Below are 14262 nucleotides of genomic sequence, written 5' to 3'. Positions count from 1 at the left end.
GCGCAACTATGCATGTGATAGTGTGGTCAATTTGCCGCCCAGCGGCAGCCGCAGGCGGAAGACGGCGCCCTGGCCCGGCGCGGACGCGACGCCGATGCTGCCGCCCATCAGCGCGACGAGCTGGCGCGCGATGGCCAGGCCCATGCCGGCGCCGTCATGGGCGCGGCTCGGCGAGTCGTCGGCCTGCGAGAATTTGTCGAAGATCACGCCCTGCTGCGCCTGTGCGATGCCGATGCCCGTATCGCGCACCTCGATCTGCAGGTCCGCGCCGCTGTGCGTGACGTGCACGTCGACCCGCCCCGCAGCCGTGTAGCGGATGGCGTTATCGAGCAGGATGTCGAGCACGCGCACGAGGCGGGTGCGGTCGCAATCGATGCTGGACGGCGTGGCGGGCGCCACTTGCGCGGCCAGCTGCAAGCCCTTGTGCGCCGCGCGCGGCCTGTGCGGCGCCAAGGCCAGTTCCAGCAACTGGTCCAATGGCGCGGCGGCGGACTCCAGCCGGACCTGATCGTGCTCGAGCGCGCTCAATTCCATCGCCGCTTCGACCATGGACAGCAACTGGCGGCCGCTGTCCTGTATTGTTTGCGCGTAGGCGGCCTGTTCCGGCTCGCGCAGCTGCTCTTGCAGCAGCTCGGAGAAACCGAGGATGCCGTTGAGGGGCGTGCGCAATTCATGCGACATGTTCGACAGGAAGCGCGACTTGGCTTCGCTGGCGGCGATGGCCCTGGCGCGGCTGTCGACCAGGCGGCCGATCAGCAGCACCAGCGCGGCCCACGACAGCACGATCAGCAAGCTCGTGACGGCCGCCATCAGCAAGGCCTGGTTGCGGCGCGAGACGTAGTCGGCCAATACCGTGTCGCGGTCCAGCCCGACCAGCATGTACAGCGGGTAGCCGGCCAGTTTTTCAAATGCGTAAAAGCGCACGATGCCGTCGACGGGGCTGCGTTCGGTGAAGCCGCCCCGCGTTTTACCTTGCATCAAGGAAAATACCTTGCTGGCGCCGATATCCTGGCCGATGGTGTCGGCGGCGCCGACCCGGCGCGCGCGCACCACGCCGTCGCTGCCGACAAGCTCGGTGGAGCTGTTGTCGCCGAGGTCGACTTCGTCGTACAGGCGGGTAAAGTAATACGGGTCCATCGAGACCACCACCACGCCCTTGAACCGGCCATCGGCATGGTTGATGCGGCGCGTCATCTGGATCGACCATTTTTGCGATACGCGGCCCAGCACCGGCTTGCTGATATACAGTTCGCCGCTATCGCGCTGCATGTGTACGCGGATGTGCTCGCGGTCGGCCAGCCTGGTCGGCTGGAAGGGGCGGCTCGACAGCACCATGTCGCCCTGTTCGTCGACGATGGTAAACAGGTTGTACAGGGGGCCGGGCCTGAGGCCTTGCTGCAGGTCCGTTACGATGTCGAGGCCGCTGCCCAGCGCCTGGTAGCGGCTGCGCAAATACGTGGCCGCCTGGTCCGCCGCCTCGATCGTGCGGATCGCGTGTTCGTCGAAGACGCGCGCCATGCTGCGCGCATCGCGCCCGGCGCCGGCGATGGCAGTGTCGTAGGCGTGCCGCAGTTGCAGCACGGTGATGCTCCACAGCCCCGTCAGCAGGATGGCCATGAAGAGCGACAGCAGGGTGCGCGTATCCCAGCGTTCCCAACGCTGCCAGGCCATGGCATTCCAGTATCCGTGCTGTTGCATGCTGCCTCCGCAAGGGTTGTCATTCTGCGTGCGATTTATCAATTATAGCGAATATAATTGAATTTATCGAATAAAATGATTTGTATGCGGGAAGTGTTGTATTGAACGCCGGCTCTGGCGGCTAACGTGTCGCCGCCTGGCGCGTCAGCCAGCGCTCGACCATGTCGCGCAGCTGGCTGGCCGTAAACGGCTTGGACAGGTAATCGTCCATGCCGGCCGCCACGCAGCGCTGCCGGTCGTCCTCGGTGACGCCGGCCGTCAGGGCGATGACGGGCAGGCGCGGCGCGCCGCTGGCCGCTTCGCGGGCGCGCAGGGCCTCGCACGCCTGGTAGCCGTCCATGACGGGCATCATGCAATCCATCAGCACCAGGTCGTACTGCCGTTCGGCCAGCGCCTGCAGGCCCAGCGCGCCGTTCTCCGCCGTGTCGATGCTGTAGCCGCGGGATCCCAGCTGCAGGCACACGAGCTGGCGGTTCAGCGCCGTGTCCTCGACCAGCAGGATGCGCGCGCCCGGTTCCGGGGCGGGTGCAGGCGCGGGTGTGGATTCGGATGGCGCTGCTGTCTCTGGCTCCGGCTCCGGCGATGTGGCGGCCGGCGTCTGCGGCGCCAGCGTCAGGGCCAGGGCCGCCTCGTGCTCCTGGCGCCGCAGCAGGGACATGATCAGCGCGATGGCCCCGGCCAGCACGAGCAGGCTGACCACGGCCGCGCCGCCCATGGTGCGCAGCATGCGCCGCCAGCCCGCCAGGTAGACCTCGTCCGTCACGGTGACGTTGACGGCCAGCGGATAGTCGCGCACCAGCCGTACGCCGGCCAGGCGCTTGACCGGGCGGCCCTGCTCGGCTGCGCGCGGCGTGTCCACCTGCAGCACGCCATCGGTCTTGCCCTGTTCCAGCAGGCGGTAGGTGCTGCCCGTCAGGTTGCGCTTGCCCATCATGGCGGGCACGGCCGGCCAGCGGGCCAGCAGCGTGTAGTCACTGCGGTACAGGGAAAAGGCCGTGTGTTCGCCGATGCTGGTGCTCTGGAAGAATTTGCTGAAGAAATCGCACGACAGGCCGACCAGCACCACGCCCAGGAAACGGCCGTCCGGGCCGCTGATGCGCCGGCTGATATAGAAGGTCCAGGCGCCATTGCCCTTGTTTTGCACGGGCGCGCTCACATGCATGCCGCCGTGCGGGTGGCGCCGGTGGTAGTCGAAGTAGTCGCGCTCGCCGAGGTGGATGGACGGCGCGGGAAAGGCGCGGCTGAAGGCCAGCACGCCGGCATCGCTGCCGACGATCGATACCACGTCCACTTGCGGCACGCCGCCGATCTTGTGCCGCAGCATCTGGTGCATGGCCGGGGTGCCGACGGCGGCGGCCAGCGCCTGCGCGTCCGCGGGGGCTGCGGTTTCGATCTCGCTGCTGACGCTGTCGAGCACCAGGCTGGCCGCCGTCATGCTCTGCGCCGTGTTTTCCGCCAGCAGCAGCGACAGATTGGACAGGTCCTGTTTCCAGTCATCGACGGCTTCGCGGTGCAGCACCACGCCGGAGACGACGATGCGCAGCGCCAGCAGGCCCACCAGCACCAGGCCGACGATGGCCGCCGTGGTGCGCGGCCGGTAGTGGTGCACCAGGCGCAGGACGGCCTGGCGCGCGTTCATGCCTGCGCGCCCGTGTATTCGAGCATGCTGCGGCGTACTTCCTGCTCCACTGCGCCGATCAGCGCCGCCGTTTCGGCCAGCCATTCCGGTGCCGCCACGCCCTGATGGCGCACCAGTTGCTCGAGTGCCGCCAGGCGCGCCACGAGGGCGCCGGCGCCCAGCAGGGCCACGGTGCCGCGGAAGGTATGGCAGCTATGCACGATGGCTTGCGCCGCACCGCCGCGCACGGCCTGCTCGACGCGCGCAAACATGGCCGGCGACGTGTCGAGGTAGGTCTGCGACAGGGCGCGGAACATCTCCAGGTCGTGGCCGGTGGCATGGAACAGCACGGCAGGATCGATGTGGCGATAGGCTGGCATGGCGGCTCCGTGGCGAGGGGAAAGCGGTGGCGGGTCAGGCGGCCAGGCTGTTGCGCCGCGCATGGCCGGCGCAGCAGGCGCGCAGATAGCCGCGCAGTTCGTCGTAATTGACGGGCTTGGCAAAGAACACCACGCCTGGCGGCACACCGCCCCGTTCTTGCAGCTCTTCTTGCGTCAGGCTCGACAGCATGGCGATGTGCATGTCCGCCAGCAGCGGGTCGGCCAGGATGGTGCGGATCACTTCGTAGCCGTCGATGCCTTCCATGACGATGTCGGCCAGCAGGATGTCGGGCTGGTCGCGGGCGATTTCCATCAGCGCCTGGTAGCCGTTCTCGCAAAAGCGCAAGTCCGCCTGCAAGCCCCATGAACCGATCTGTTTTTCATACAGCGCGCGCTCGATCGGATTGTCCTCGATCACGAGGATGGACGGCGGGCGGCCCGATGGGGCGGGGCGGCTGGCGCGTGACGCGCGCTGGTCCTGGCCCGGCTGGCCGGGATTGCCCTTGTAGGCTTCGACGGCCGCGAGGGGAATGCGGCGGTGGCCGCCCTTGGTCTTCCACGCTTCGATCACGCCGGCCTCGACCAGTTGCTGCACTGAAGTGACCGAGATGCCGAGGATTTCGGCGGCCTTTTGGGTGGTGCAGACGTCTGCAGTGTGCATGATGGGCTTTATTGTCGCGATGAAGTTGAAGGGAATGATACGCAATCGGGCTCAAAAAATCAATTTCAACGAATTAGATGAATTCACTAAAAACCTGGCGTGCGGCTGGCCGGACTCGCGTGCGCGTACGGCAGGGGGCGAGATGGCTGTGCGGTTCCAGGATATCGCGCCATTCGCTCCACTCCGCATTGCTGTGGCGTAGCAGGGTTTCCATGTAGCCTGCGTCCAGGCCCAGTACCCGCGCCGTGGCCAGGGCTGGCTCGCGCGGCCCCGCGCCGTTGCGCAGTATCAGGTCGGCGAAGCTGCTGGCCAGCCTCAGCAGCTTCGCCAGGTCCGTCATGCGCCCGGCCCGTCCGAAGCCGGGCGGGGCGGCATGGCAGAGCACGGCGTCGCACAGGATGTCCGCCATGCCCCAGTCCCGCATGAGGATGGCCGACAGGGCCAGCTGGTGGTGGCCGAAGCGCTGTGATTCTTCGCCCAGCAGCCGGGCCGTGACGCCATTGCCGTACTGGCCCAGCAGTTCTCCATATTCCTGCGGATGCACGCTGGCCAGGGCCAGCTGGCCGCAGTTGGCCAGCAAGCCGCAACTGTACAGCTCATCGGCCGGCGCCAGCTGCAGCGCATCGCCTGCCACGCGGGCGGCGCACGCCATGGCCAGCGAGTGTGACCAGTAGCGCTGCGCGTCGAAGTGCGCGCACGTGGGCGCTGGCGGGGCCGGGATGGTGCACGCCTGGCGCAGGGCGGGCAGGCCGATGGCCGCCAGCATCGCGGCGCTGACGGCCGCATGCCTGCGCCCTCCCGGCGGCACGCCCGCATTCGCCAGGCCGATGAGCTTGCCGGTCATGGCCGGATCGCAGCCCAGCTGTTCCGCCAGTTCATCGAGCGCCACCTGCTGCTGGCACAAGGTGGCCAGCCAGTGGCGCCGCCAGGCGGGCGAAGGCAGGATGGCGCCGCCGGGCAGGCGCGCCAGGTCGATGTGCGCGCTCATGGCCGGCTCCCTACGCCGTTGCAGTCATCGGCCTGCGCCGTGCCCGCCGTCTGCAGGGCCGTGACGGCTTGCGACAGCGCATCGAGCGCCATCAGCAGTTCCGCATGCAGGCGGTGCAGGGCGCCGATATCGTTGGAAAAGCCCGCATGCACGGCCTGGCGCGACAGGGCCTGCAATGGGAGCAGGCCCATGGACTGGCTGCCGTCGAGAATTTCCTGTGCCAGCACTCTTGCCGGGGCGGCCCGCTCGCAGCGCAGCGCATGGGCGATGCCGGCGAGGCGGTCGCGCGTCTCTGCCACGAACAGGGCCAGAATCTCGCCCTGCAGGCGCCGGTCGTGGCCGAACATGGCGTCCAGGCGGGCCGCGTCGAACGGCGGCGTGTCCGGTGTCTTGGGCGCTGTCGACGGTGGTGCGCTGTCAGCCGCCTTGGCCGGCGGGACCGCTTTGCGCATTTGCAGCAGTGCGTGCAGATCGGCCGGCACCGCGCCGGCGGCCTGCGTGCGGTCGGCGTGCTGCCAGCGGGTGCGGCGCCAGAGCAGGGCGGCCAGCAGTAACAGCAGGCCTGCCAGCGCCAGCGCCGGGCGCATCAGCGAGAGATCTTCGCAGCGAAGGAAGGGGTGAATGGCGAGAAAGGAGTTCATGGCAGTGCTCCAGTGCGTTCTATGCGAGTGATCCTGCGTGATGGCGGGCCTAAAATACGTCCCAATCGCCCGAATCGGCGGTGGCCGGCGCCGCTTTCCTGGCCTGGCCTGCGGGGCGCGTGACGACCAGCTTGAGCGTCGCCTTGTGCTGTGCGGGCCGCCCGGCGGCCGGTGCGCGGGGCGCCGCGCCGGCCTGTCCCGGCGCCAGCTTGAAGGCGCCCACCACGCCGGCCAGCCTGGTTGCCTGCTCCTGCAGCGATTGCGATGCCGCCGCCGCTTCTTCGACCAGGGCCGCGTTCTGCTGCGTGACTTCGTCCATCTGCGTGATGGCGCGGTTGATTTCCTCGATGCCCGTGCTTTGCTCCACGCTGGCGGCCGAGATTTCGCTGACGATGTCGGTAACGCCGCGTACCGTATCGACCACTTCCGTCATGGCCGCGCCGGCCTGCTGGACCAGCTTGCCGCCTTGTCCCACCTGTTCCACGGAGTCGCTGATGAGTACCTTGATTTCCTTGGCGGCCGCGGCCGAACGGTGCGCCAGGTTGCGCACTTCGGTGGCCACGACGGCAAAGCCGCGCCCCTGTTCCCCGGCGCGCGCCGCTTCCACGGCCGCATTCAGGGCCAGGATATTGGTCTGGAAGGCGATGCCGTCGATGACGCCGATGATGTCGGCGATCTTGTTCGACGAGCTGTCGATCGCTTCCATCGTGCGTATCACGTCGCCCATCACTTGCCCGCCCCGCTGCGCCTTGTCCGAGGCGCTGATGGCCATTTGCTGGGCCTGGCGGGCATTGTCCGCGTTTTGCCGCACGGTGGCCGTCAGTTCTTCCATGGCCGAGGCGGTTTCTTCCAGCGAGCCCGCTTGCTGTTCCGTGCGCGCCGACAGGTCCAGGTTACCGGACGCGATTTCGCCCGAGGCCGTGCTGATGCTGTCCGTGCCGGAGCGCACTTCGGCCACGATGCGCACCAGGCTCGCGCTCATGTCCGCCATGGCCTGCATCAGCTGGCCCACCTCGTCGTTCGAGGTGGCGCGGGCCTGCACGCTGAGGTCGCCGTCCGCGATGGTGCGGGCCACGCCGATGGCGTCGGCCAGCGAGGCGGCGATGCGCCGCGCCAGCAGCAGGCCCATGCTGGCTACGAGCGCCGTCACGGCCAGGGACAGGGCGATGGCAATCCAGCGCGCGCTGGCAGCGGCGGCGGCGCCATCGGCCGCACCTTTGGCCGCCAGGTTTGCGTTGTAGCGGTGGTGGGCGGCGAGGGCGTCGACCAGTTCCTTGATGATGGGCTGGTTTTGCACCAGCAAGTCGCGCGCCGCGTCCAGTTCACCGGCCTTCGACAGCGCCAGCACCTTGTCGCGCACTTCATCGTAGCGCAGCAGCACGGCGCGGTCAGCGGCCAGCAGCGCGCGGTCCTGTTCATCGGTGATATCTTCTTTTTCATATTGGTCGAGCGCCTTGCCGACCGCCGCGCGCGCTTCCCTGATGCCCGCTTCCAGCTTGGCGCGTCCGGCCGCATCCTTGCTGGCCATGTGCTGCCAGACGGCCGTGCGCATCTGCGCGAATGGCACGAAAGCGTCGTTCAAGGTGAGCAGACTGGGTACCGTGTTGACAGTGGCATAGCTGGCCGCCGTGTACACGCGGTCCATCTGGTAGATGCCAAAGCCCGCCAGGGCGGCCAGCCCGAGGACGACGGAGAGGATCAAGGCGTACAGCCGTTTAGCGATGGTCATGATGGGCGCCGCTCCAATGAAGTGAATTCAAGAAAAATGTTTGGCTTGGGTGGTTTTTTCCATTTTACGATAAAAATTCGTTTTATTCGAGAAATTTGTTGTTGAATTATTTTATTCAATGATTTTCATTGAAAACATATGCTTATAGCGGGCTGGACGCTCAAGCCGTGTATAAAACGCCACACGGCGTATGGCCGGCGTTGTGGCGTGTGGCACGCTTTGGCGATTAGTGAAAAAATGGAATTCCTTGATCGCCATCAAATACGGTGCGCAGGCGCGTGCCGCCGACTGACTCTTGTAAAGGAGCATCATGACTGCCTCTGCCCGGCCTGGACCCTTGCTTGTCATCACCGCAGTCATCTTCATCTTGCTGGGCCTGGCGCTTGCCGGCGGCGGCGCCTGGCTCGTCAGCCTGGGCGGTTCCTGGTATTACGTCGTGGCCGGTATCGGCATGCTCGTCGCGGGCGCGCTCGTGTGGAAGGGGCGGCGCAGCGCCCAGCTGTTTCTCGCGCTGCTGCTGTTCGCCACCCTGATCTGGTCCGTGATCGAAGTGAAGTTCGACTGGTGGCAATTGCTGCCGCGCCTCGATATCTGGTTCGCCGCCGCCGTCTGGCTGCTGCTGCCCTTCGTCGACCGCCGCCTCGATCCGCCATTGACGGCCGGAGCGAAACCGCGCGACGCGGGCAAGAGCGCGCTGGCCGCCGCCGTGGTACTGACGGCTGCCGTGGGCGTGTTCTCGCTGTTTCAGGACTACTACACCTTGCATGGCGAAGTGCCGGCCGAGAACATGGCGGCCACACCGCAAGGCGATTTCGCGCCCGGCGTGGCGCCCAACGACTGGGCCGCGTATGGCCGTTCCGGCTATGGCGACCGCTATGCGCCGGCCGCGCAGATCACGCCGGCCAACGCGTCGCAGCTGAAACAGGCATGGGTGTACAACACGGGCGACTTCAAGGGCCCGAACGATCCGGGCGAGATCGCCAACGAAGTCACGCCGCTGAAAGTAAACGGCATGCTGTACCTGTGCACGCCGCATAACATCGTCATCGCGCTCGACCCGGACACGGGCAAGGAGATCTGGCGCCACGATCCGAAGATCAACCGGGACGCATCGACCTACCAGCACATGATCTGCCGCGGCGTCGCCTACTGGGACGTCAACGCGGGCCGCGCCAAGGGCGACCCGGCACCCGAGGCGGCCGGCATGGAATGCCCGCGCCGCATCCTCGCACCCACCATGGATGCCACCCTGATCGCCGTCAACGCGGATACGGGGGTAGCCTGCAAAAGCTTTGGCGAAAATGGCGTGATCGGCCTGTACCACGGCATGGGCATGAAGAAGCGGGGCTTTTTGATGCCGACGTCGCCGCCGGCCGTGGCGCAAAACGTGGTGGTGATGGCCGCCAGCGTCACCGACAACTTTTCCACGGAAGAGCCGTCCGGCGTGATACGCGGCTACGATCCCGTCACGGGCAAGCTGATGTGGAACTGGGATGCCTCGAACCCCGACGACACGGCGCCGATTGCCGATGGCAAGACCTACACGAACAATTCGCCCAATTCCTGGGGCGTGTCCAGCGTCGATGAAAAGCTGGGCATGGTGTACATCCCGATGGGCAATGAAACGCCGGACACGTGGGGCGGCAACCGCAATCCCCATGGCGAGAAATACAATAGCGCCATCGTCGCGCTGGACCTGGCGACGGGCAAGGTACGCTGGGTCTACCAGACCGTGCACCACGACATCTGGGACATGGATATCGGCGGCCAGCCCACCCTGGTCGACATCGACACGCCGAAAGGCAAAGTGCCATCCGTCGTGGCCACGACGAAACGCGGCGACATCTATGTGATCGACCGGCGCGATGGCAGCCTGGTCGTGCCGGCGCCGGAAAAACCGGTGCCGACGAACAACCCGGCTCCCGGCGACCGCCTGTCGCCCACGCAGCCGTTTTCGGCCCTCACTTTCTTGCCCGAGAAAAACATCAGCGAAACGGATATGTGGGGCACGACGCCGTTCGACCAGCTGGCGTGCCGCATCATCTTCCGCCAGCACCGCTACGAAGGGCCGTTCACGCCGCAAACGGTGGCCGAAGGCAAGATCAAGGGCGCCATCATCTCGCCGGGCCCGCTCGGTATCTTCGAGTGGGGCGGGGCGGCCGTCGACCCGGGCCGGCAATTGCTGCTGGTGAACCCCGACTACATGGGCTTTCTGGAACGCCTGGTGCCGCGCGCGCAAGCCAATGCGAAGGGCGGCACGGGCTCGGAAATGGGCTTGCAGCCGCAGACGGGCGTGCCGTTCGCCGTGGAAATCAAGCCTTTTCTTTCGCCGCTGGGCTTCCCATGCCAGGCGCCGCCGTGGGGCTATATCGCCGCCGTCGACTTGCGCACGATGAAAAAAGTGTGGATGCACAAGAACGGCACCACGCGCGACAGCGCCCCCGTGCCCATCGCCTTGCCGCTGGGCGTGCCCAGCCTGGGCGGCATCAGCACGACGGGCGGCGGCGTGGCCTTCCTCAGCAGCACGCTCGACTACTACATCCGCGGCTACGACGTGCGCAACGGCAAGACCGTATGGAAAGCCCGCCTGCCGGCCGGTGGCCAGGCCACGCCGATGAGCTATGTCTCGGACAAGACGGGCAAGCAATATGTCGTCGTCATGGCCGGCGGCCATGGTTCGCTGGGCACGAAGATGGGCGATAGCCTGGTGGCGTTTGCGTTGCCGGATGAGGCGGTGGAGAAGAAAAAGTAGAAAGCGGAGGGCAAGCACCTGGAAAGAGCTGGGGTCAGTCGCTTCGCGATCGGAATGCGCCCCATTGGTACGCATTCCCCCGACGGGTCTGACCCCAGATTTTATTGCGCCGCCAATCCCAGTTTCAGTCCCACCAGCTTGCCCGGCGCGGCCTCCGTTTTTTCCGGCGCACCGGCGCTGACCCTGGCCGCAGGCGTGCCGTCCTGCTGCAGGGCGGCCAGAATCGCCGCGCTGCGCTGGGTGCCCAGCTTGCTCAAGGCGTCGGCCGCCAGAGGCTGCTTGGCTTCCAGCTGCTCGCGCAAGCCGTTGTAGAAGGCGCCCGTGTCGGCCACTTGCGGCTCGCCTTCGATCAGCTTGCCCAGGCGTTGGAATACGGGGATTTTTGCCGGGGCCGGAGCGGTGGCGCTGGCGGATGCGGCCGCTGCCGCCGCTGTGGCTGGAGCGGCCGATTCCGCCGCCTTTTTCTGCTTGTCCAGCTCGGCCTTGCCGAAGCGTTCCGCGTACAGGTCGCGCAGGGCGCTTCGTATCTTGCGTTCACCCAGGTTCAACGGTCCCGGTTCTTCGCCCGCTTCCAGCTTGATGCCGGCCTTGGCGGCGACGGCGCGGCGCACGGCCTGGGCGCGCAGGGCGGCCGCGTCCGTATCGCTGTACTGGCCAGGCACGGCCAGCTTCAGCTGTTCGCGCTTGGCGAGGATTTGCGCCACCTGCTTGAGCTTTTCCCGCTCGGGCGGCAGCAGCACGGCGCTGCCCGCATCGAAGTCGATCGATTCGAGCTTGTCGGCGCTGATGCCCAGCAAGTTGCCCAGCGCGCGGAATGGGGCCGTGACGATTTTCGTCAGCACATTGCCCACGGCTTTCCAGATCAGGGCGCCATAGCTGAATTGCGGGTCGTTCATGTCGCCCGACACGGGCAAGCCCAGGTCGATGCGCCCGTCCGAGTCCTTGAGGATGGCCAGCGCCAGTTCCAAAGGCAGCTTCAAGGCGTCCGGGCTGTCGATGCGCTCGCCCAGGGTCAGCTTGTCGAGCACGATCTGGTTGGTGCCGTCGAGCTGGCGGTTGCGCACCTTGTATTGCAAGTCCAGCGAAATCTTGCCTTCTGCCACTTTGTAGCCGGCGAACTTCATCGTGTACGGCGAGGCGGACACCATGTCGACATTCTTGAAGACCACGTTCAAGTCCGTGTTGTCGGTCGGGGCGAACGGATTTAATTGGCCACGCACGCGGGCCAGGCCGAATTCGTCGATGCGGCCATCGAGTTCGATCTGGCTGCGCGCATCGCGCTTGGTCGACAGGCCCGTGACGACGCCATTGAGTTCATAGATCTTGGCGGCGAACTGGGGCCGCAAGCTGAGGTCGGCAAAGTCCAGCTTGGCGTTTTGCAGGCGCACGCGGCGCACGCGCACGGGGAAGGCGGCGTCGGCCGCCGGCGTGGCGGTGGCAACGGGAGCCGGCGCAGGTGCGGTGGCCGTGGCAGGCTCGGGCGCCTTGACCAGCAAACGCTGCGCGTTGAGGCTGCGGTCGTTTTCAATGATCAGCTGGGCGTTCGGTTCCACCACACGCAGTTCGGGGATGTCGACGAAGTCGGGGCCCACGCTGGCCGTCATCTTGTCGGCGCGCACGCTTTTCCAAGAGGCAAAGCGCTTGCCATCCGTTTCATTAAGCACGAGGCCGGCGATATCGACGCCGCCCACATAGCGGACCTTGGGCGCTTTCGGCGCGCCGCCGCCAGTCGTCAGGCGGCCGCTGCCGGAGAGCGACCCGCTTGCCAGTTTCAATTTGATATGCTGCGCCAGCAACGGTTGCACGGGCGCCAGGGTCAGCTGTTTTAAACTCAGCTGCGCATCGACGGCGCCCGTGCCCGGCACGAACTTGCCATTGGCCGTCAATAGTCCGCCTTCGCGCAGGCTTACGCCCAGCTCGAACGGCAGCGCCTGTTTCATGTCGTTGCTGACGTTTTGCAGCGACAAACGGGCATCCTGCAAGTTGCCCTTGATGCCCGTGCCCGCGTCATCGAAACGGGCGCCGAACTTGCTCAGTTCTACCTTGTCTATCTTGGTGGACCAGGGCGCGGATGGCGCATCCTTGGCAGTGTCGGCTTTGCCGGAAGCAAATACGGGCAGCTTTTGCGCAATCGCGAATTCTCCCTGGCGGTTGCGCGCCAGGTCGATCTGCGCGCCGCTGGCCGTCACGGCGCCCAAGTGCACGGTATGTGCGGCCAAGTCGATCTTGCCGTCGGTAAAGCCCAGTTGGGCCAGCTTGAACGGCGTTTTCGCGCCCCGTTGCATGGTGAGGTCGGCCAAGCCGAACTGTGCGCCATCGATGACGGTGGCCATGCCCGATGGACCTTGCTGCAAGCCCAGCTGCAAATTCAGCTGCAGCTGTCTGGCGCTCAGCTGCAAGGCCGGCGAGACGGTTTCATCGATGGCGGATATGTCCACATTGGCCAGCGCCAGCTGTTTCAAGTCCACCTTCCACTTGCCGGGCTTGGCTGGTGCGGCGGGCGTGGCGGCGGCAGATGCTGCTGGTGCGGGATTGCCGGGCAGCATCAGGTTCGCCACGTCGATCTCGCCCTTGCTGTCGCGGCGCACGGCGACCTTGCCGCCGACCAGGTTGACCTTGTCGACCGTGACCTTCTGGCCTGCCAGATCCACGTTCACGCCGGCGATGCCCAAAGTGTTCAGCGACGTAAAGGCGTCGCTCTTGCCACTTTGTACCAGCGCCAGGTTGCGCAAGGCGAGGCCCGCGCCTTTGACGGTCGCTTCCAGCTTGCCGTCCGCATAGGAAAAGGCGTAGGGCAGGCGCGCCGACAGCTTGCCGCTGGCGACAGTCGCGCGCGTATAGGCTTTCAAATACGCGGCCAGGCCGGGCAGGGAAGCGTCGTTCAGTATCAGTTCGCCTTCGCCACGGATGGGGCTCAGCGAGGCCGTGCCGCGCCAGTGCAGCTTACCGCCGCGCGCCGCATCGGCACTGAGGCTGTAGCTGCCGTTGGCGTCGGGCAGGGTGGAGATATTATCGAGCGTAAAGTTGATCGGCGTGAAGTTGTCCGCATAGCCGGCCTTCTGGTCTTGCCAGTCGACTTTGCCTTGTTCCAGCGCAAAGTGGGCGATGACGAGGCGCGGCATGCCGCCTTCGCTCTTTTCCGGATGGTTGCGTTGCCAGGTGGCCAGCACTTCGGCCAGGTTGAACTTGCCGTCCGGCGTGATCGTCAGCTGCGCTTGCGGCGCCGTGATGCGGATTTCCGCCAGGCTCCAGGCACGGCGGACGATGGATTTCCATTCCAGCTGCACGGCCAGGGCACCGATGGACAGCAGCGGTGCATTGTTTGCGCTGGCCGCTTCCTTGAAAGCGATCTTGTCCGCTTCCAGGCGCAGGGTAAACGGGTTGAAGCGCACGTCGGCGATGCTGGCCTGGCGCGCGAGTTCTTTTTCTGCAAATTTGGGTAACTGGTTTTTGATGACGTAGGGCACCAGCCAGAAGCCGGCCGCGCTGTAGGCGGCCAGGGCGCAGCCCGTGCCCAGGGCCCAGCGCTGCCAGCGTTTCCAGCGAAATGTTTTCGTCTGCACGCTTTTGTTGTCGATTGTGTTCACGAACTTACCTTTTAGTATCTTGTTAGGCGGCACGTCTTGCGCGCCGTGACTGTCAGTATGCCTCTTTGCGGCCTCGTCTGCAAAATCCAAACGTGTTCAAGTGATAACAGGCGCCAGAGGGAGCTAGTTTCTTTTGTAAAACTCACACAAACTCACCTTTTCTTGATAATGATTCTCATTATCGGTATCATGTCCGCTAACCGTAAGT

General features: G+C 65.8%; 10 protein-coding genes. 1 reads left to right on the top strand and 9 read right to left on the bottom strand.

Translation table 11 applies throughout. The annotated features are described in order from the left end of the window. Positions 1 to 6: 6 nt before the first annotated feature. The 8 genes from MRBLMS1_RS26570 to MRBLMS1_RS26535 form a co-directional block, all read right to left on the bottom strand. On the bottom strand, positions 7 to 1698 hold the full coding sequence (locus MRBLMS1_RS26570; protein WP_485883235.1) for a sensor histidine kinase: 1692 nt from the start codon (positions 1696 to 1698) through the stop codon (positions 7 to 9). A gap of 121 nt (positions 1699 to 1819) precedes the next feature. After that, entirely contained in the window at positions 1820 to 3337 is a 1518-nt protein-coding gene (locus MRBLMS1_RS26565; protein WP_485883233.1) for a response regulator, read from the bottom strand. Then, complete coding sequence (locus tag MRBLMS1_RS26560) at positions 3334 to 3696, bottom strand: Hpt domain-containing protein (protein ID WP_485883231.1); 363 nt, start codon at positions 3694 to 3696, stop codon at positions 3334 to 3336. The genes MRBLMS1_RS26565 and MRBLMS1_RS26560 overlap by 4 nt, the downstream gene beginning before the upstream one ends. 34 nt (positions 3697 to 3730) lie before the next feature. Then, positions 3731 to 4357, bottom strand: a complete 627-nt coding sequence (locus MRBLMS1_RS26555) for a response regulator (RefSeq protein WP_485883229.1) — start codon at positions 4355 to 4357, stop codon at positions 3731 to 3733. Positions 4358 to 4430: 73 nt separating this feature from the next. After that, a complete protein-coding gene (locus tag MRBLMS1_RS26550) occupies positions 4431 to 5345 on the bottom strand; it encodes an HDOD domain-containing protein (RefSeq protein ID WP_485883227.1) in 915 nt (304 codons plus the stop codon). Beyond that, positions 5342 to 5986 (bottom strand): hypothetical protein, encoded by a 645-nt coding sequence (locus tag MRBLMS1_RS26545; protein ID WP_128139436.1) that lies wholly within the window; start codon positions 5984 to 5986, stop codon positions 5342 to 5344. Before MRBLMS1_RS26545 ends, MRBLMS1_RS26550 begins: the two co-directional genes overlap by 4 nt. A gap of 49 nt (positions 5987 to 6035) precedes the next feature. Beyond that, positions 6036 to 7715, bottom strand: a complete 1680-nt coding sequence (locus MRBLMS1_RS26540; protein ID WP_485883225.1) for a methyl-accepting chemotaxis protein — start codon at positions 7713 to 7715, stop codon at positions 6036 to 6038. 111 nt (positions 7716 to 7826) lie between these two features. After that, positions 7827 to 8027, bottom strand: coding sequence for a hypothetical protein (locus tag MRBLMS1_RS26535; RefSeq protein WP_456149560.1), 201 nt, complete (start codon positions 8025 to 8027; stop codon positions 7827 to 7829). On the opposite strand from MRBLMS1_RS26535, the gene MRBLMS1_RS26530 reads away from it, so the two are divergent. After that, positions 8026 to 10467: a membrane-bound PQQ-dependent dehydrogenase, glucose/quinate/shikimate family gene (locus MRBLMS1_RS26530; protein ID WP_485883224.1), complete on the top strand. Its 2442-nt coding sequence runs from the start codon at positions 8026 to 8028 to the stop codon at positions 10465 to 10467. The genes MRBLMS1_RS26535 and MRBLMS1_RS26530 overlap by 2 nt on opposite strands. A gap of 101 nt (positions 10468 to 10568) precedes the next feature. Here the strand turns inward: MRBLMS1_RS26530 and MRBLMS1_RS26525 are convergent, their stop codons facing one another. Then, positions 10569 to 14054: a DUF748 domain-containing protein gene (locus MRBLMS1_RS26525; RefSeq protein WP_485883222.1), complete on the bottom strand. Its 3486-nt coding sequence runs from the start codon at positions 14052 to 14054 to the stop codon at positions 10569 to 10571. Between the last annotated feature and the right edge of the window lie 208 nt (positions 14055 to 14262).

The sequence above is a fragment of the Massilia sp. LMS1-1-1.1 genome (assembly GCF_040815535.1).
Taxonomy (GTDB): domain Bacteria; phylum Pseudomonadota; class Gammaproteobacteria; order Burkholderiales; family Burkholderiaceae_D; genus Janthinobacterium; species Janthinobacterium aestuarii.
This window is presented reverse-complemented; position numbering and strand designations above follow the sequence as displayed.

What these genes read in the sequence shown, in the direction of transcription:
- MRBLMS1_RS26570 (WP_485883235.1), bottom strand. Translation starts at nt 1,698, where the DNA reads ATGCAACAGCACGGATACTGGAATGCCATGGCCTGGCAGCGTTGGGAA.
- MRBLMS1_RS26565 (WP_485883233.1), bottom strand. Translation starts at nt 3,337, where the DNA reads ATGAACGCGCGCCAGGCCGTCCTGCGCCTGGTGCACCACTACCGGCCG.
- MRBLMS1_RS26560 (WP_485883231.1), bottom strand. Translation starts at nt 3,696, where the DNA reads ATGCCAGCCTATCGCCACATCGATCCTGCCGTGCTGTTCCATGCCACC.
- MRBLMS1_RS26555 (WP_485883229.1), bottom strand. Translation starts at nt 4,357, where the DNA reads ATGCACACTGCAGACGTCTGCACCACCCAAAAGGCCGCCGAAATCCTC.
- MRBLMS1_RS26550 (WP_485883227.1), bottom strand. Translation starts at nt 5,345, where the DNA reads ATGAGCGCGCACATCGACCTGGCGCGCCTGCCCGGCGGCGCCATCCTG.
- MRBLMS1_RS26545 (WP_128139436.1), bottom strand. Translation starts at nt 5,986, where the DNA reads ATGAACTCCTTTCTCGCCATTCACCCCTTCCTTCGCTGCGAAGATCTC.
- MRBLMS1_RS26540 (WP_485883225.1), bottom strand. Translation starts at nt 7,715, where the DNA reads ATGACCATCGCTAAACGGCTGTACGCCTTGATCCTCTCCGTCGTCCTC.
- MRBLMS1_RS26530 (WP_485883224.1), top strand. Translation starts at nt 8,026, where the DNA reads ATGACTGCCTCTGCCCGGCCTGGACCCTTGCTTGTCATCACCGCAGTC.
- MRBLMS1_RS26535 (WP_456149560.1), bottom strand. Translation starts at nt 8,027, where the DNA reads ATGATGCTCCTTTACAAGAGTCAGTCGGCGGCACGCGCCTGCGCACCG.